This is a genomic window from Candidatus Campylobacter infans, from assembly GCF_013416015.1.
Lineage (GTDB): Bacteria > Campylobacterota > Campylobacteria > Campylobacterales > Campylobacteraceae > Campylobacter > Campylobacter infans.
The window spans coordinates 549,702-568,263 of the sequence record NZ_CP049075.1; the positions used below are offsets into that span (position 1 = coordinate 549,702).

19 protein-coding genes are annotated in these 18,562 nt (G+C 34.9%); 15 read left to right on the top strand and 4 right to left on the bottom strand.

Going from position 1 to position 18,562, the window contains the following annotated elements:
* Positions 1-14: 14 nt before the first annotated feature.
* The 15 genes from lgt (at position 15) to CINF_RS02960 (ending at position 15,848) form a co-directional block, all read left to right on the top strand.
* A complete protein-coding gene (gene lgt, locus CINF_RS02890) occupies positions 15-845 on the top strand; it encodes a prolipoprotein diacylglyceryl transferase (protein ID WP_179975673.1) in 831 nt (276 codons plus the stop codon).
* Positions 846-994: 149 nt separating this feature from the next.
* Positions 995-1,771, top strand: coding sequence for a fumarate reductase cytochrome b subunit (locus CINF_RS02895; RefSeq protein ID WP_179975674.1), 777 nt, complete (start codon positions 995-997; stop codon positions 1,769-1,771).
* The gene (locus tag CINF_RS02900; RefSeq protein ID WP_179975675.1) at positions 1,768-3,756 is read left to right on the top strand and encodes a fumarate reductase flavoprotein subunit; all 1,989 of its coding nucleotides are present in this window, start codon (positions 1,768-1,770) and stop codon (positions 3,754-3,756) included. Before CINF_RS02895 ends, CINF_RS02900 begins: the two co-directional genes overlap by 4 nt.
* Positions 3,749-4,468, top strand: coding sequence for a fumarate reductase iron-sulfur subunit (locus CINF_RS02905; protein WP_178696778.1), 720 nt, complete (start codon positions 3,749-3,751; stop codon positions 4,466-4,468). The genes CINF_RS02900 and CINF_RS02905 overlap by 8 nt, the downstream gene beginning before the upstream one ends.
* Positions 4,469-4,730: 262 nt before the next feature.
* Complete coding sequence (fliR, locus tag CINF_RS02910; RefSeq protein ID WP_179975676.1) at positions 4,731-5,501, top strand: flagellar biosynthetic protein FliR; 771 nt, start codon at positions 4,731-4,733, stop codon at positions 5,499-5,501.
* A gap of 50 nt (positions 5,502-5,551) precedes the next feature.
* Positions 5,552-8,506, top strand: a complete 2,955-nt coding sequence (locus CINF_RS02915) for a hypothetical protein (RefSeq protein ID WP_179975677.1) — start codon at positions 5,552-5,554, stop codon at positions 8,504-8,506.
* Entirely contained in the window at positions 8,506-9,120 is a 615-nt protein-coding gene (gene gmk, locus CINF_RS02920) for a guanylate kinase (protein ID WP_179975678.1), read from the top strand. Before CINF_RS02915 ends, gmk begins: the two co-directional genes overlap by 1 nt.
* Positions 9,121-9,122: 2 nt before the next feature.
* The gene (gene tatA, locus CINF_RS02925) at positions 9,123-9,332 is read left to right on the top strand and encodes a twin-arginine translocase TatA/TatE family subunit (RefSeq protein WP_179975679.1); all 210 of its coding nucleotides are present in this window, start codon (positions 9,123-9,125) and stop codon (positions 9,330-9,332) included.
* Positions 9,332-10,930: an arginine--tRNA ligase gene (gene argS / locus CINF_RS02930; protein ID WP_178696714.1), complete on the top strand. Its 1,599-nt coding sequence runs from the start codon at positions 9,332-9,334 to the stop codon at positions 10,928-10,930. The genes tatA and argS overlap by 1 nt, the downstream gene beginning before the upstream one ends.
* Positions 10,931-10,961: 31 nt before the next feature.
* A complete protein-coding gene (locus CINF_RS02935) occupies positions 10,962-11,876 on the top strand; it encodes a Gfo/Idh/MocA family protein (RefSeq protein WP_179975680.1) in 915 nt (304 codons plus the stop codon).
* Positions 11,869-12,573: a hypothetical protein gene (locus tag CINF_RS02940; RefSeq protein ID WP_179975681.1), complete on the top strand. Its 705-nt coding sequence runs from the start codon at positions 11,869-11,871 to the stop codon at positions 12,571-12,573. The genes CINF_RS02935 and CINF_RS02940 overlap by 8 nt, the downstream gene beginning before the upstream one ends.
* A gap of 62 nt (positions 12,574-12,635) precedes the next feature.
* Positions 12,636-12,884 carry a hypothetical protein gene (locus tag CINF_RS02945; protein ID WP_179975682.1) on the top strand — a complete coding sequence of 83 codons (249 nt, stop codon included), beginning with the start codon at positions 12,636-12,638 and terminating at the stop codon, positions 12,882-12,884.
* Positions 12,872-14,200, top strand: a complete 1,329-nt coding sequence (locus tag CINF_RS02950; RefSeq protein WP_179975683.1) for a DegT/DnrJ/EryC1/StrS family aminotransferase — start codon at positions 12,872-12,874, stop codon at positions 14,198-14,200. The genes CINF_RS02945 and CINF_RS02950 overlap by 13 nt, the downstream gene beginning before the upstream one ends.
* Positions 14,200-14,718, top strand: coding sequence for a GNAT family N-acetyltransferase (locus tag CINF_RS02955; protein WP_179975684.1), 519 nt, complete (start codon positions 14,200-14,202; stop codon positions 14,716-14,718). The genes CINF_RS02950 and CINF_RS02955 overlap by 1 nt, the downstream gene beginning before the upstream one ends.
* Positions 14,718-15,848, top strand: a complete 1,131-nt coding sequence (locus tag CINF_RS02960) for an N-acetyl sugar amidotransferase (RefSeq protein ID WP_179975685.1) — start codon at positions 14,718-14,720, stop codon at positions 15,846-15,848. The genes CINF_RS02955 and CINF_RS02960 overlap by 1 nt, the downstream gene beginning before the upstream one ends.
* Before the next feature lie 103 nt (positions 15,849-15,951).
* Here the strand turns inward: CINF_RS02960 and CINF_RS02965 are convergent, their stop codons facing one another.
* The 4 genes from CINF_RS02965 to CINF_RS02980 form a co-directional block, all read right to left on the bottom strand.
* Positions 15,952-16,590: an energy transducer TonB gene (locus CINF_RS02965; protein WP_179975686.1), complete on the bottom strand. Its 639-nt coding sequence runs from the start codon at positions 16,588-16,590 to the stop codon at positions 15,952-15,954.
* Positions 16,590-16,970: a TonB system transport protein ExbD gene (gene exbD / locus CINF_RS02970; RefSeq protein WP_179975687.1), complete on the bottom strand. Its 381-nt coding sequence runs from the start codon at positions 16,968-16,970 to the stop codon at positions 16,590-16,592. The genes CINF_RS02965 and exbD overlap by 1 nt, the downstream gene beginning before the upstream one ends.
* Positions 16,967-17,422, bottom strand: a complete 456-nt coding sequence (gene exbB, locus CINF_RS02975; RefSeq protein ID WP_179975688.1) for a TonB-system energizer ExbB — start codon at positions 17,420-17,422, stop codon at positions 16,967-16,969. Before exbB ends, exbD begins: the two co-directional genes overlap by 4 nt.
* A gap of 135 nt (positions 17,423-17,557) precedes the next feature.
* Positions 17,558-18,421, bottom strand: coding sequence for a helix-turn-helix transcriptional regulator (locus CINF_RS02980; RefSeq protein ID WP_179975689.1), 864 nt, complete (start codon positions 18,419-18,421; stop codon positions 17,558-17,560).
* Between the last annotated feature and the right edge of the window lie 141 nt (positions 18,422-18,562).

Here is an 18,562-nt window from a genome sequence, read left to right on the forward strand (position 1 = left end):
TAAAAGAGTAGCTTATGAATTTTTGGAACAATATATATTCGCATTTTGATCCTGTGGCTTTTTCATTGTTTGGTTTAAAGGTGCATTGGTATGGACTTTGTTATGTGCTTGCGCTTTTAGTAGCTCTTGGCGTGGCAAAGTATTTTGTTCGCCGTGGCAACCTAGCCATAAACTCTAATATGCTTGATAATTTTTTTATTTGGGTAGAAATTGGAGTAATTTTAGGCGCTAGGCTTGGGTATATTATTATTTACGATGATAATACTAGCTATTATTTAACGCATCCTTGGCAAATTTTTAATCCTTTTAATATAAATGGCGAGTTTGTGGGAATTCGTGGTATGAGTTATCACGGCGCAGTTGTTGGCTTTATAATCGCTACTTTATGCTTTGCTAAAAAATACAAACAAAACCTTATGCTATATTTGGATTTATGCGCCATTAGCGTGCCACTTGGCTATTTTTTTGGGCGCGTTGGCAATTTTTTAAATCAAGAACTAATCGGGCGCATCACAAACATTCAAAGCACGCCGTGGGCGATATTTGTAGATGGCATAGCGCGCCATCCTAGCCAGCTTTATGAAGCGATTTTAGAAGGGCTTGTGCTTTTTATTTTATTGCTTTTATATAAAAAATATAAAAAATTCGATGGTGAATTGATAGCAATTTATGCCGTGCTTTACACTATCGCTCGTTTTGCGTGCGAGTATTTTAGAGAGCCTGATGCAAATATTGGTTTTGTAGCATTTGGATTAAGTATGGGGCAAATTCTTTCAATTATTATGTTTGCTTTTGGTATTTGGCTTTTTGTGTGGTTAAGAATTAAGGGTGTAAAACTTAAATAATTCAGCAAATTTTAAAATTTTAAAATTTATTAAATAATGATAAGGTAATTATATAATTATTTAATTTTTGTTGCTTAAAATTTTAATGTTGGCATAAAGTTAGATGTAGTATAATGCCGGTCATTTTCAAATCTTACAAAGGAGAGCTTATGAATAAGCAAATTGAAGGGTTCCTTGGCATAGGCGATGATGGTAGAAAAAGCAGAATCCCTGCCAAACTCGACCTTATTCAAAGTGGCACAGGGCTGTTTCTTGGGCTATTTATGTGGCTTCATATGTGTTTTGTCGCTACGATTTTAATTAGTAAGGATGCATTTGATTATATTGTGCATTTATTGGAGCTAAGATTTATCGCAGATTCACCGATGATGAGCTACATTACTAGCTTTTTAGCAGCCTGTGTTTTGATTGTGTTTTTTATACACGCAGCTTTGGGTATGAGAAAAATGCCTATAAATTTCAGACAATGGCAAATTTATCGCGCTCACGCAAGCAGAATGAAGCACGAAGACACCACGCTTTGGTGGATACAAGCTTGTACTGGATTTATAATGTTTTTCTTAGGTTCAGCTCACTTAATAATCATCATTACAAATGGCGATAAAATAAGCGCAGATTTAAGCTCTCAAAGGGTTTTTAACCATTTCATGTGGTTGTTTTATTTGGTTTTACTTTTTAGTGTTGAGCTTCATGGTAGTATTGGTTTATATAGGCTTTGTGTGAAATGGGGCTGGTTTGAGGGCAAAGATGCCAAAGCAAGCCGCAAAAAACTAAAAACAGCAAAATGGGTAGTAAGTGCCGTGTTTATAGTTTTAGGCTTAGCTAGCTTGGCAGCATTTTTAAAAATCGGCTATCACAATTACTCAACCGGTAACTGGGAAAAAGCCCAAATTTTACATATAAATAATGACGGAGTAAGAGTATGAATGTAAAATATTATGACGCATTAGTAATAGGTGGCGGTTTGGCTGGACTTAGAGCAGCTGTTGCAGCTGGTGAGGCTGGGCTTAGCACCGTGGTTTTAAGCCTTTGTCCTGTTAAAAGAAGCCACTCAGCCGCCGCACAAGGTGGCATGCAAGCAAGCCTGGGTAATTCAAAAATGAGCGAAGGTGATAATGAAGATGTGCATTTTATGGATACTGTCAAGGGTAGCGACTGGGGCTGTGATCAAGAAGTAGCTAGAATGTTTGCTCAAACAGCACCAAAGGCTATACGCGAGCTAGCTAGCTGGGGCGTGCCTTGGACGCGCATTACAAAAGGTAAAAGAAGTGCTATCATAAACGCACAAAAAACCACCATAGAAGAAAAAGATGAAGTTCATGGGCTTATCCATAGCCGTGATTTTGGTGGTACAAAAAAATGGCGCACTTGTTATACAGCTGATGCTACTGGCCATACTATGCTTTTTGGTGTAGCAAATGAGGCTTTAAAACGCAATGTAGAAATTAACGACCGCAAAGAAGCCATAGCTTTAATACACGAAAATAATCGTTGTTATGGTGCTGTGGTGCGCGATTTAGTAACTGGCGAATTAACAGCTTATGTAGCAAAAGGCACTTTAATTGCAACAGGTGGCTATGGTAGAGTTTATAAGCACACTACAAATGCTGTAATTTGCGAGGGTATCGGTGCTGCTATTGCGCTAGAAACTGGCATAGCAAAACTAGGAAATATGGAAGCGGTGCAGTTTCACCCAACCCCTATCGTGCCAAGTGGCATTTTGCTAACTGAGGGTTGTCGTGGGGATGGCGGAATTTTGCGCGATGTTGATGGCTACCGCTTTATGCCTGATTATGAGCCAGAGAAAAAAGAGCTTGCAAGCCGCGATGTCGTAAGCCGTAGAATGATGGAGCATATTAGAAAAGGTAAGGGTGTAAAAAGTCCTTATGGCGAGCATGTATGGCTAGATATTAGTATTTTAGGACGCGAACATATAGAAAAAAACTTGCGCGATGTGCAAGAAATTTGCAAAATTTTCAACGGCATCGATCCTGCTGATGAAGGCTCAAAAGGCTGGGCGCCTGTGCTACCTATGCAGCATTATTCTATGGGCGGAATTCGCACTAAGCCAACAGGTGAAAGCCCTACGCTAAAAGGCTTATTTGTAGCTGGTGAGGCTGCGTGCTGGGATATGCATGGCTTTAACCGCTTGGGCGGTAATTCTGTGGCTGAAACGGTAGTAGCTGGTATGATCGTGGGGGATTATTTTGCTCAATTTTGCGCTAGCGAACAAGTCGATATCCAAACCGTAACCATAGAAAAATTCATCAACCAAGAGCAAGATTATTTACAAAGCTTATTAAATAAAGATGGCAAATATAATGTTTTTGAAATTAAAAATAAAATGAAAGATATTATGTGGGAGCATGTGGCGATTTTCCGCACAGGCGAAGGACTTAAAAAAGCAGTAGATGAGCTTGAAGAGTTATATAAAGAAAGCACAAATGTAAAATTGCAAAATAAAGAGCTTTATGGCAACCCAGAGCTTGAAGAAGCTTACCGCGTGCCAAAAATGCTAAAAATTGCTTTATGTATAGCCTGGGGCGCGTATTTACGCACAGAAAGTCGCGGGGCGCATTATAGAGAGGATTATCCAAAACGCGATGATTTAAATTGGTGTAAGCGCACGCTAACAAGCTGGAAAGAAGGTGATACCAAGCCTATAATAGAATATGAAGAGCTTGATATAATGAAAATGGAAATCCCGCCAGCGTTCCGCGGATACGGTGCTAAGGGCAATATAATAGAAAATCCACTTTCAGCAAAAAGGCAAGAAGAAGTAGATAACCTAAGAGCAAAATTAGAAGTCGAAGGTAAATCAAGACATGAAATTCAAGATGCCCTAATGCATTATGAACTTCAACCAAAATACAAAGCATTAAATGAAAGAGCAGGAATTGGCTATGAGTAGAAAAATAAAAATCAGAGCATTTAAATACAATCCACTAAGCAAAATCAGCAAACCACATTTTGCCGAGTATGAATTAGAAGAAACCGATGGTATGACGCTTTTTATCGCGCTTAATCAAATTAGAGAAAAATTTGATCCAGGGCTTAGTTTTGATTTTGTGTGCCGTGCTGGGATTTGCGGGAGTTGCGGTATGGTAGTAAATGGTCGTCCTCAGCTTGCGTGTAGAACCCTTACAAAAGACTATGAAAGTGGCGTGATTGAGCTTATGCCATTGCCTGCGTTTAAGCTTTTAAAGGATTTGAGCGTAGATACTGGTAATTGGATGAACGCAATGAGCAAAAGGGTAGAGAGCTGGATTCATTCAAATACCACCACAGATATTAGCAAGCTAGAAGAAAAAGTAGATCCTGATGCAGCACAAGAAACATTTGAACTTGATAGATGTATTGAGTGTGGAATTTGTGTAGCAAGCTGTGGTACAGCACTTATGAGGCCTGATTTTATCGGTGCTGTGGGCTTAAACCGCGTGGCTAGGTTTAAAGTAGATCCGCTTGATGATAGAAGCGATGAGGATTTTTACGAGCTTGTAGGCGATGATAATGGCGTGTTTGGCTGTATGAGTTTGCTAGGATGCGAGGATAACTGCCCTAAACACTTGCCTCTACAAAGCAAAATCGCATATATGAGAAGAAAATTAGCGCTAGTTAAATAAAATTTGCGCTAAATATTTTATTTTGTGCGTGTTTTTAGTTAAATTTAAGTCTTGCTTTTAATAAAATTTTTTATTTAATGCTAGATTAATTTAACTAAAAACCACCGCACAATGCTTTTTATCATTCAAAATTTTAAAATTTAATTCATCAAAATTTATAAAATTTATTAGAAAATTTTAAAATTTTAAGCGTGTGAGCAGTAAATTTTAAGTTTTTTAAGCTAAGATTTCGCCCATATCAATAAAATTTTAAATCGCAAAAATGGAATTTATAGAATACTTAACCCAAGGCAATGTTGTAACCTTTTTTTTATTGCTTGTGCGAACGGGCGCGTTGATGGTGTTTTTTCCGTTTTTTAGCAATATGCAAATCCCTGTGGTCGTTAAAAGCTCATTAGCGTTGATTTTGGCTATGTTTTTGCTGCCGATGACGCCAAAGGTTGAATTAAGCGGGCTAAGCGTTGAATATTTAGTGCTTGAAAGCATAGCAGAATTGTTATTTGGGCTGTGCGCTGGCGTGCTTTTGAATATAGTTTTTGCTTCGCTTAGTTTGGCTGGCGAGCAAATTTCTATGATTATGGGCTTTTCTATGGCAACCGTGGTAGATCCACAATCTGGCGTTTCTACTCCGCTGATTTCAAATACTCTTACTCTAATGGCTTTGACGGCATTTTTATTGTTTGATGGACATCATTTGATTTTGCAATTTTTGGCAAAAAGCGCGCAAATTATGCCACTTGGGTCGTTTTATCCTAGTCAAAATTTACTTCGCTACATCGCCAAAAGCGTGGTGAATATGTTTTTGTTTGGCTTTATTTTGGCTTTTCCTATACTTGCTGTGTCGCTGATGGCTGATTTTATTTTTGGAATGTTAATGAAAACTATGCCACAATTTAATTTATTAGTTGTTGGTTTTCCTATTAAAATTGCCGTAGCCTTTGCTGTGTTAATAGCGATTTTATCATCTATTATCAAGCTTTTTACTATCTTAATTACAGCAGTAATGAATGATTTGCCTTTTTTGTTTTTTTAAGCTAAACTCGCTAAAATGCCAAAATTTTTGTAGGACTTAGAGGATTTTATATGAAAGTATTTTTGCTAAATCACAACCCGGTTGTATCGCGCCTAGCGAAATTAAGCTTAGAAAAAATGGGCTATGAACTAGAAGAAATAGCTAGTATTACGCAAATATCTGGCAAATGCGCTGATATTTTTATTTGCGATAGCGAGTTAATAGACCCAAACACAGATTATACGCCTTATGGTAAAGAACTTTTGTTTTTGGTGCCTAGAAATTTTGAAAAAAAGGTTGGTAAGAATATGCTTGAAAAGCCGTTTTTACCGACTGATTTTGTAGAATGTATCCAAAAGATCACAAATAAAACAAGCATTAAAACCACACAAGAAAAACCAAAAGATTTATCAAAAGATAATTTTACTGATATTAGCAATAAAGCAAGCGATTCTAATTTTGATGAGTTTAGCCTGATGGATAAAAATACACAAAATCAAGAGGCTATCATACCAGACTTAGACGATATGGACGAGATTAAACTAGATGATAAGCCTAAGCAAAATACGCTCAATTTTTCTAATGAAGATTTGAATAAAAATGAAAAATCCGTAACTTTAAGCGATAGTTTAACCCTTGATGATACGCCAACGCAAGCGCCTTCTAATCAAGGCTTAAGCGATGAAATTTTAAACCTAAGTGATGAGGATTCAAGCAAAAATGAAGAATCAAACAGCGATGCATTAAAAGAAAAAGAATTAAATGAATTGAGTTTGATGGTCGATGAAATTGATAATTTAAGCGAGAATAAACAAGCAGATAATATCAACAACCAAGCATCAAGCCAAAGCGATCAAAGCACATCTAGCAAGCTAGATTTTGATAGCGCAAATGATGATTTTAGCGATCAAAACAACCAAGATGCTAAGGCTGATTTAAATAGTTTTGATGATGAAAACTTAAAATTTAATGGCGCAATTAGCGATGAAGAGCTAAATTTTAACCAAACACCGCAAAATGAAAGCGTAAAAGATGATATAAAATTTAGCGATGATACAGCCCAAAAAAGCGATATAAATACGGCAGATGAATTAAATATTGGCTTAAATGATGATACTAGCGAGCAACTAAGCAAAATAGATGAAGCTGGGCAAGACGAAGCAAAAGCCGATGCGCCGAGCACGCAAGAGCAAGATTTAACTGAATCAATAAGCGATCAAGGACAATATCAAATGTTTGGTAATTCGATGTTTAATAATCAAAATGAACCTGAAAAAGATGAAATTTTAAAAGGTGAAGTTTTAGAAAATGGCGCAGATTTTAAAATCATCGATGAAAATGTAGATGAGAAAAAAGATGAAATTTTAAAAGCTAACGATGACGAAAGTTTAAAAGGTGAAGTTTTAGAAAATGGCGCAGATTTTAAAATCATCGATGAAAATGCAGATGAGAAAAAAGATGAAATTTTAAATAAAAAAGCAAATGAAAATTTAAAATTTGGCGTTGATGAAAATCTAAAAAAAGATGAAACCACGCAGGATAATATGGATTTTAAAATCATCGATGAAAATGCAGATGAGAAAAAAGATGAAATTTTAAAAGCTAACACAAAAAGCAAAGAGCAAGCAAACAATCAATTGGATTTGGCTTTATTGGATGATGAATTTTTAGAACTTAAAGAAAGAGATTTAGCTAGCGCATTAGGTGAGAGCATACCTGAGCCTGAAATAATCGAGCCTGAGCCTGCTATCACAGAGCCAGAAATAATAGAGCCTAAAACTGAAATAATCGAACCAGAACCAAAAGTAATAGAGCCTGAGCCAAAAATAGCAGAGCCTGACATAACAAAGCCTGAGCCACAGCGCAAGGTGATAAGATTAAGATTTGATGATGATATACAGCCTGCGCTCAAAAGGCCAGCATTAGAAGTTGAGCCTAAAATGTTAGAGGTTCATCCAGATGATTCAGAAGAATTAGAACTACTTAAAATTAAAAGAGAGTTAAGATTTAAGCCAAAAGATGAAATAAAAGAAAGCCCGCAAATTTTAAACCAAGAACCAAGTATAAAAGATGAAATAAGCGAGCGTGAAGCAAAATCTAGTACTGATGAGGCAATAAATTTTAATTCACAAAGCAATATTTTAGATGATGAATTGCCAAAAGAAAGCCCGCAAATTTTAACCCCAGAGATAAAATCTAGTTTAGATAATGAATTAAGCAAAACTGATGAAAAATCTAACTTAGATAATGAAACAATAAATGAAAGCTCGCAAATTTTAAGCCAAGAACCAAGCATAAAAGATGAAAGAAGCAAGCGTGAAGCAAAATCTAGTGCTGATGAGGCAATAAATTTTAATTCACAAAGCAATATTTTAGATGATGAATTGCCAAAAGAAAGCCCGCAAATTTTAAGCCAAGAACCAAGCATAAAAGATGAAATAAGCGAGCTTGATGTTAATGCAAATAAGGATATGAATTTTGCTTTACAAGATACTAGCTTAATTGATGAAAAATCTAATTTAGATGATGAAGTAAATAAAACTGATGAAAAATCTAGTTTAGATAATAAAACAATAAATGAAAGCCCGCAAATTTTAAGCCAAGAACCAAGTATAAAAGATGAAATAAGCGAGCTTGATGAAGTGGCTAATGTCTATGAAAATGCTATAAAAGAAGATGAAAATGTGCCAGTAAATGCGCTAAAAGAAGATGAAAATCAATCAACGCAAGATGAAAATGTAACGCAAAAAAGCCAGTCTAAGCTTACTAGTTTTGCAAGTAAAATCAAAGCATCTAAAAAAGCCACGAACCTTGATGAAAAAGAATTAGATCTAGCCGCAGATATTTACGAAAGAGCAGCAAATCAAGCACAACAAGCCGCAAATGAAAGGGTTTTAGACGAGGCAAAAGATGAGTTAAGCACCAAACTTAGCCAAACTCTTGGCGCGACATTAGCTAACTCAACGATCAAAGAAGCCTTAAAAGATTTAAATATTAAGATAAATATAAGCTTTGAGGATAAGTAGTGCGAGGGCAAATTTTATTGCTATCAGGGCCTAGTGGTAGTGGTAAAAGCACGGTACTATCGCGCTTGTTCGCTGAGTTTAGTAATGTGTATTTTTCTATTTCATCTACTACGCGCTCGCCAAGAGCTGGTGAAAAAGATGGGGTAAATTATCATTTTATAAGCTTAGAAGAGTTTGAAAAAGATATAAAAGATGGCTTATTTTTAGAGTGGGCTAGGGTGCATGGTAATTATTATGGCACTAGTTTAAAGCCTGTCTTAGAAGCCTTAAATAATGATAAAATAGTCGTTTTTGATATAGATGTGCAAGGATATTTTTTGGCACAAAAAAAATACGCCAAGCAAATAACCTCTGTATTTTTAACCACAAAAAACGCAACACAATTAGAAAACAGGCTAAAAAATAGAGCCAGCGAAACGCAAGAAAGCATTAAGGAGCGTTTAAAAAATGCAAGCAAAGAAATGGAGTATATAGATAAATACGATTATATCATCATAAACGATGATGTAAATAAAGCTTATGATGAGCTTAGGGCTATTTTTATATCAATTTGTCTTAAAAGCTCGAATATCAAAGCTGATGAGTTTTTAAAAATTTGGAATAATAAAGGATAGATATGGGAAGTTTTAGTATGGGACATTGGTTAGTGGTTTTGGCTATTGTGGTTTTGCTTTTTGGGGCTAAGAAAATACCTGAGCTTGCAAAAGGCGTAGGTAAAGGCATTAAAAGCTTTAAAAAAGAAATGGAAGATGATAGCGAGCAAATCACAGCAAATAACGCTCCAAAACAAGAAAACAAAGGCAATAACACAGAGGCAAATGCGTGATGAAAAATGCTTTAATAGCACAAATTGCGCCTATTTTAGGTTTTACTCCAAGCCTTGAAAAGCCAAAAAATAAAGCCCTTGCTCATTATGCTATGCCTGTTTTTGCCCTAGCAAAAGAACAAAAATTAGCTCCAAATATCATAGCCACAAATCTTGCTAAAAAGCTAGAAAATAGCGAGCTTTACAGCGTTAGCGCGCTTGGCGGGTATGTAAATTTTAAACTTAGTGCCAAATTTTTAGATGAGATTGCAAAATCTGCTTTAAAAGAGGATAAGAATTTTGCCAGCAAAAATAACTCTAAAAAAGAAAAATATTATATAGAATACATAAGCGCAAACCCCACAGGACCATTACATATAGGGCATGTGCGCGGGGCTGTTTATGGCGATAGTTTAGCGCGCATAGCTAGGTATTTAGGGCATGATGTCCATACTGAGTATTATATAAATGATGCTGGCAATCAAATAGATTTGCTTGGCATTAGCGTTGCTTTGCGCGCAAAAGAATTGCTTTTTAATGAAAATATTGAGTATCCTAGTAAGTATTATAGAGGCGAATATATCGATGAAATTATTATTCCAAAGGCTTTGGAGCATTTTGGAAAAGAAATTTTTTATGATGAAAATAGGGTGCTTGAATTAGCCCAGTTTGGCAAGGATTTAGTGCTTGAAATTATTAAAAATGATTTACAAGATGTAAATATTAGCATTGATGAATGGGCTAGTGAAAAGGCGTTATATCCACGCTTAGAGCCTGTTATGGCCTTGCTTAGTAAAAGCTCAAAAATGTATGAAAAAGATGGGGCGCAAATGATAGCTAGTAGCGAACTAGGCGATGATGAGGATCGCGTGGTCGTGCGTAAAGATGGGCGTCCTACTTATTTAGCTGGCGATATAATCTACCATGAATATAAATTTCATAAAAACTATGATCATTATATAAACATTTGGGGTGCAGATCACCACGGCTATATCGCGCGAATCAAAGCTGGCATACATTTTTTAGGCTATGATGAAAATAAGCTTGAAGTTATTTTAATGCAAATGGTTAATTTATTAAAAGATGGGGCTGCTTTTAAGATCAGTAAGCGCAGTGGCACGGCTATTTTGATGAGTGAAATATCAGCAAGTATCGGTGCTGAGGCGCTTAGATATATTTTTATTTCTAAGGCAAATACTAGTCCCTTGGAGTTTGATATTGACGCGCTTAAAAAGCAAGATAGCTCAAACCCTATTTTTTATGTAAATTACGCTCACGCGCGCATAAATCAAGTTTTTGCTAAGGCAAATATCAGCCAAAATGATGTGGTATTTGCTGATCTTAGCAAACTAGATCAAAACGCACAAGATCTAGCATATGAAGCACTTTGTTTAAATGAAATTTTAAATGATGCGCTAAACTCGCGCGCCTTACATAAAATTACTGATTATTTAAAAGCGCTCTCAGCTAGTTTTCATAAATTTTATAATGAAAACAGAGTCCTTGGCAGCGATGATGAAAAGGCACTTTTAAAGCTTTTTGCTCTTGTTGGGCTTAGTATTCGCGTGGGCTTATCTTTACTTGGGATAAAGGCAAAAGAGCGTATGCAAAATTACTAGCTGGCTTTGTGCTAAAAGCAAGGATAATAAAATGTATAATGCTTTGATTGTGGGTGCTGGGCAAATTGCTGGTGGATTTGATGATATAAATGATGATTGTATCCTTACTCACGCGCACGCTTATGTAAAAAATTCAAGCATTGATTTGTTAGGCTTTTATGATATTGATGAGAAAAAAGCCCAGTTTATGGCAAAAAAATGGAACACAAAATGCCTTTATTCATTAAACGAAGCCCAAAATGTCGATATAGTAAGCATTTGTGTCCCAGATGAATGCCACGCGCAAATGGCATCAAAGGTGGCAACCTTACTAAAACCCAAAATCATCTTTTTAGAAAAGCCTGTTTGTAAAGATAAAAAAGAGATTGAAATTTTAAAACAGATTCAAATTCCTATTTTAGTAAATTATTCTCGCAACTTTTCAAAAAGCTTTCAAAATTTAGCCCATCAAATCAAAAATAATGAATTTGGCAAGTATCAATGCGGCAGTGCTTTTTATACAAAAGGCTTTATACATAATGGCTCACATATTATAAATTTGCTCAATTTATTGCTTGGTGAAATAAAAGAAAGTAGTACTTTTAATGCCTTTTGTGATTTTTACGATGATGATGCGACAAAGAGCGTGATTTTAACCTTTGAAGATAACAAAAAAGTAGTGATAAATGGGTGCGATTGTAACAACTACACGATTTTTGAGCTTGATTTATTGTTTGAAAAAGCACGCATAAGAATGCTTGATAGTGGCTTTTTGATTGAGATATATAGCGTTAAAGATAATGATAAATTCAAAGGCTATAAAACACTTGCGCCCAAAAAAAGTTATAAAACTGATTTGGATTTTGCTATGGCAAATGCGGTTGATAACATAATAGCTTTTTTAAATGGCAATGAAAAGCTATTATGCACGCTTGATGATGGATATAAGGCGATAAAGTATGCGTAAGATTTTGTTTTTCGCACATGATCCTGGCGGTGCAAATGCCATTAAACCTTTAATTTTGCCTTTGATGGCAAAAGGCTTTGAGTGTTTTATATATGGCAAGGGTCCTGCGCTTTTTATTTTGCCAAATGTTGCCGAGTATGCGGGCAATACAGATGAGCTAATAAAAAATGTCAAGCCAAATTTTATCATCACAGGCACAAGCGCAAAAGATATGACAGAAAAAGAGTTGAGAAAATCTGCTCACAAGCACGGCATTTTGTGCCTAGCTATACTTGATTTTTGGGTGAATTATAATAGATTTACCAAGTATTCTACCAAAGAATTAGCCAAAAACAAAAGATATAATGAGCTTGATTATTTGCCCGATTTTTTCATCGTAATGGATACTTACGCCAAAGATGAAGCAAGCAAACAAGGCGTGCCAAAAGAGCTTATGCATCCATTAGGCAATCCGCATTTTAGGTATATTAAAGATTGCTTTGATGCCCTTGATGTAAGTGGGCTTAGAAGTTCTTTGCTAAAAGGCAAGCAAAAGCTTATTTTATGGGCATCAGAGCCACATACAAATAACTACGGCTTAGAATGCTTAAAGGATTTAATAGAGCATATCCCCGATAATGCAAGATTGCTAATCAAACCCCATCCGCGCGAAAAATTAGACAAGTTTGAAAAAATCGCTAGGGGGGGGGCACTATAATTAAGAATATAAGCTCATTACAAGCCATTAAAATTTCAGATTTAATCGTTTCTATAACTTCAATGGTATTGCTTGAAAGTATTATTGTAAATAAAAGCGCGCTAAGTTACCAAAAATACGAAACAAATCCTAATAAATTTATTCTAACAAAAAGAAAAATCTTGCCATTTATAAATGATGAAATTACTCTAAAAAATGAATTACAAAGGGCATTAAAATTTAATAGCTGTGTGTATAAAAATGTAGATTTAAATTTTAATGCGACTGAAAATATTATTAAATTTATCGAGGATAGATTATGTCAAAATTAGCATTACTTGGCGGGCAAAAGGTTAGAAAAGACAAATTCCCCGCTTACAAACCCATAGGCGAAGAAGAGTTAAAAAGGGTGATGAAAGTTTTTGAAACTTCTATATTTTCAAAATTTTTAGGTTGCTGGCACGATGATTTTTTTGGCGGACCACAAGTAAGAGAGCTAGAAGAAAAATGGGCTAAATTCTTTGGTGCTAAATATGCTATTTCGGTAAATTCAGCTACTTCTGCGCTTTATTGTGCGGTTGGGGCTATCGGCACTGAGCCATTTGATGAAATCATCGTATCACCTTATACGATGAGCGCAAGTGCTACTGCTCCGCTTATTTACAATGCTATCCCTGTTTTTGCGGATGTTGAAAAGGATTGTTTTTGTTTAGATGTAAATTCCATAGCACAAAAAATTACCGATAAAACAAAAGCCATCATTGTCGTAAATATCTTTGGACAGCCTTACAATGCTGATGCTATCAACGCATTAGCCAAACAGCACAATCTAAAAATCATAGAAGACAGCGCGCAAGCCCCTTATGCCAAGCTAAATGGCAAATTTGCAGGCACATTAGGCGATATTGGCATTTATTCGCTTAATTATCACAAGCACATTCATTCAGGCGAAGGTGGCATTTTGGTTACTGATGATGAAGAGCTAGCAAATAGATTAAGACTTATAAGAAATCACGCAGAAGCTGTTATCGAGGCAAAGGGCGATAAAAATTTAAGCAATATGTTTGGATTTAACTTTCGTATGACAGAAATCGAAGCCGCCATAGCTAATGAACAACTTGGCAAGCTTGAAAATTTAGTGCTTGAAAGAAGGCAAAACATTGCTTATTTGGAGCAAAATTTAAAAGAACTTCCTTTTTTGGCCATGCAAAAGCTTAGAGAGGGTGCAGAGCATTCGTATTATGCGCATACTTTTTTATTTGACAAAGATAAAGCAGGCGTGCATAGAGATATTTTCGTCAAAGCCCTTTGTGCTGAGCTTATGCCAATAGAATTAAGAGAAACAGAGGGCATAAAAATCGGGTGTGGCTATCTCAAACCGCTTTATTTGTCCCCGTTGTTTCAAAACAAAATCGCTTATGGCTTAAAAGGCTTTCCTTGGACTTATGCGCAAAAAGAAAACAAAAGAGTGTATGATTACTCACAAGGCATTTGCCCTGTTGTGGAGGATTTGTATCACAATACCTTGATAACCCACGAATATATGCGCCCGGGAATGAGTAAAAAAGATTTAGATGATGTAATTAACGCTTTTATCAAGGTAGCACAAAATTTGGATGATTTAAAAAACTACAAAGGAAAGATATAATGCTTTTAAAAAGTGAAAATTTACAGCTCAAACCGCTGTCATTAGATGATTTAAGCGATGCGTATGTAGGCTGGCTTAATGACAAAGAAGTGTGTGAGTTTAACAGCCACGGCGAGAACATTTACACAAAACAAATGGCTGTGGAGTATATAAATTCCGTCCAAGATAACCCTAAATGCGAAGTGTATGCTGTTTATTTGGATAAAACACATATTGGCAACATTTCATTACAAAACATAAACTACCAAAACAACAGCGCCGAAATAGCCTTTTTGTTTGGCGAAAAAAAATTCTGGGGCAAGGGCTATGCCACACAAGCAAGCCAAATACTCTTAAAAAGAGCTTTTGATGAATTAGGCTTACATAGAATTTACTTTGGCACGCACATACAAAACATTAGAATGCAAAGACTTGGAGAGAAATTAGGCTTTCAAAAAGAAGGTGTTTTTAAAGACGCTCAATACAAAAACGGCAAATATAATGATGTTATACAATACGCTTTAATAAAGGAGAATTGATGAAATATTGTAAGCGTTGTATGTCTATGGATACAAGATATGGCATGGAATTAGACGAGCAGGGTATATGTGGCGGGTGTAGGTATTATGATAGCTTAAAAACAATCAACTGGGATCAAAGAAAAAAAGAGCTTGATTTGATTATAAAAACCGCCAAGCAAAAAGCAAAGGATAATGGCAGTATGTATGATTGCTGTATTGGCGTAAGTGGCGGGAAAGATTCGACTTTTTTGGCTGGTTATATTAAAGAAAATTATAATGCTAATGTTTTATTAATAAATGTTCTTTGCCAGCCAATCAGCAAAAACGGCGAGCATAATATACATAATTTAAGAAATATGGGCTATGATTTATTACAATTTTGGGCTGATCCTTTAATTGGCAAAAAATTAGCCCTTTATTCATTTGAAAAATACGGCCATATTTGTAAGCCTTTGGAGCAAATGTGCTTTTCTATGCTCACTAAAACAGCCCTAAATTTTAATATCCCGCTTATTGTAATGGGAGAAAATGGGGATTTGGTTTGGGGAACTAATAATGCTAAACCAGATGATAATTGGTTTAATATCATCTACACACAAACCAATAAAGATATGATGGATGCCAAGCTTTGGGAGATTGATGGCATTGATAAGACAAAATTAAATATTTATAAATTCCCGTCCCTTGATGAAATTAAAGCCAAAGGTCTTAGGGCTATATTTTTACAATATTACATAAAAGAATATTCACCCGTTTATAATGCGGATTACTCCATAGCAAGGGGAATGCGTGGCAGATATGATGATAAGCCAGAAGATATTGGGCGTTATAGGATATTTTCGTCTGTTGATGATGATTTGATGATTGCTAATGAAATGCTTAAATATCTTAAAAATGGCTTTGGGCGAGCGCATGATGATGTTGTTTTCGATATAAGAGAAGGTCGAATGAGCCGCGAAGAAGGCATTAAAATGGTAGAAAAATACGATGGTTTATGCGCGGACAAATACATTGATTATGCGTGCGAGTATTTAGGCATAAGTAAAAAATATTTTTACGAGGTTGTAGATGGCTGGGCTAATAAAAAATTATTTAAAAAAGTGGGTGGGAGATATGTTAGATTATTTAAAGTCGGCCAAGATTTTTAATGATTTTTACGCGCAAATTTCAAAATTTTAAAAGCGCATAAATTTTAAGTTAAAATTTTGAAAGCGCAAAAGTAGCAAATTTTAAAATTTACGCGCGCAAATTTTATTTTAATTCAAACCTTACTGGCACTTCAAAGACAACATCGGCGTTGATTTTTGGGAATTTATGTTTTGTTTTTTCTATGGCTTTGATTACGGCGTTATTTAGGCTATCATATTTGCCAGAGATTACTTTTATATTATCTACAATGCCATTTTTTTTGTAGCTAAATTGTATGATACTTAGGCCTTGTTGGCGGCGCTTTTTGGCATCGTTTGGGTATCTTTTGATGGCGTATTGGGCTATTAGCTGGCCGATTTTAGCAAAAATTTCATCTTGGTTTTTATCTTTTGTGGGTGCTTGGCTTGTTGGCTGGGTTGGAGTTTGTTCGCTTGGGGTGGCGTTTTGGTCTTGCTTGGTTATTTGCTCTGTTTTATTGATTTTTTGCGGGATTTTTGGTTTTTGCTTTGGTTTTTTAGGCACTATTTTTTCTACTATTTGCTCTTTTACTATTTCGTTTTCTTCTGGTAGGTTTTCATTTTTAGGCTCTAATTTTGGCATAAAATCATTTAATGAAATATGACTAAGTTTTTCATTTTGAGCAGCTGTTAATTGGGCTGGTGTGTTAAATTGTATAAAAAAAATCAGCAAGATAGAGTGTAAAATTAAAGAAATAAAAAAGCCTATTAAATTATTTTTCATTATTTTTGCTCCGTTAATATGGCAAAATTTTTATGCTCTTTTTGTTTTAGAGCATCAATTACGCTTACAAAGCTTTCAAAATGCGCCTCTTTATCGCTGCGTAAAATTATTAGAGTTTGCGGGTTTATATCTTGTAATTTTTGGCTAAGCTCATTTTCAAAAACGCGTTCATTTGCTATGAATATTTGCGAGTTCGCATTTATGCTAATTTCAACCTTATCTTGTTTATCTTCTTTGGCGGCATTTTTAGCACTTGGCAAATCTACTTTTATAGAATTATGCGCAATGAAAGTAGAAATTGATAGCACAATAGCTAGCAAAACTAGCATAATATCTATAAACGGAACTATATTTAAGCCATCTTTTTTTGGCAATTTCATGCTCTTGCCTTTATTTCATCTTCAAAGCGAGAACAAAGCACATCTACCTTGCGAATAAAGCCATTATAAATCATTAGCGTAGGAATTGCTACTAATAATCCAAGCGCTGTGGCTTTTAATGCCAAAGAAAGACCTACCATAATGGCTGCTGTATCGATACCACCACCATTTGCTTGCATACTTAAACCCATATCATGAAAGGTTATCATTATGCCAGCTACCGTGCCTAAAAGCCCGATATAAGGCGCATTTGAATAAATTATGTATAAAATTGTAAGATTTTTGCTTAAAGCCTCTTCGTAGGCATTTTTGCTAGGGTAATTTTTAGGCTTTGCACTCATATAAAATAAAACCCTCTCCACACTAAACCACATAACCAAAAAACTCATAAAAGCAAGTATAGCAATGATTATATGGTCAATATACTTACTTAAAAACTCAAAAATTTCCATCACAACTCCTTAAAGAAAATGCGAAATATTATCATAAAAATGATAAATATTACCAAAATATTATAAGATTTATTATCATAATTTACTATCAAAATAAGCTTTAAAATTTAACACAAATATTTTTTGGGGCAGTGGTTAAAATTTAATCTTGCTAGGATTAATGCCAAAATATTTTTTAAAAGCCGTGGTGAAATTGTGTTGTTGTTTGTAGCCAAGCTCTTTTGAAATTTGAGCTAGGTTTAATTCTTTTTGGCTAATTAATTGCTTTGCTTCTTGCATTCTAGCTTGTGTTATGCTTGCATGAATGGTCATACCAAAAAGCTGTTTAAAGCCTAGTTTTAGCTTGGTTTCGTTTATGCAAATACTGCGCGCTAGGCTTTGTATGGTGGGTGGATTTTTGTAGTTTTGTTTTAAAATTTGCATGGCAGAATTTAAGGCTTTGATATCATCTTGATTTAAATTAGGCTCTTTATAACTATCATTTAGCATTTTTAGTTCATAAGCTATTAAATCATAAGCGCGCGCTTTTATAAAAAGCTCGTTTGTTGCATTAGCACTAAGAAGTTCTTTTGTGGTAATGGCTATAAAGTTTGAACTAAGTTTATTGGCGATGGTTTGTGAAAATTTTAATTTTTCGTAAATTTTATAAGATAAATATTTTAATAAAATTTTATTTTCTATGTTAATTGTGATGTTTTGGATTTGCTTGCCTTGTTTTAAAAATATCTTGCCACAATCATTATTGATGTAATTTAACGCGCTATAACCAGCCTGGGATAAAATTACAAGAGCATAATTATGGCTTTGATAATGCCAAAATCCGCTAAAAGTAATACTTATGCTAAGCCCACAAAAATTATTTTTTATAAAAATTAAATTATCTTTTTTAGCATCAATTTTATTTATGTAGAGTTGAATGCCTTTTTCTATTTGGATATGGCTTTGATTTATTAAAATTTCGTTTGTGGTGTTATTGTTTGTGTTGATTTTAGCAAACATTATAAGCCTTAAAATTTAGAAATTCTTTTTTGGTAAAAAATACTTCGATTTTAGTTATTTTTAATATTGAAAAAGCTTATCATTTCTGTTATTATAGCAATTTTTTTTGAAAAAACTCAAAAAAATACTAAAAAATATCTT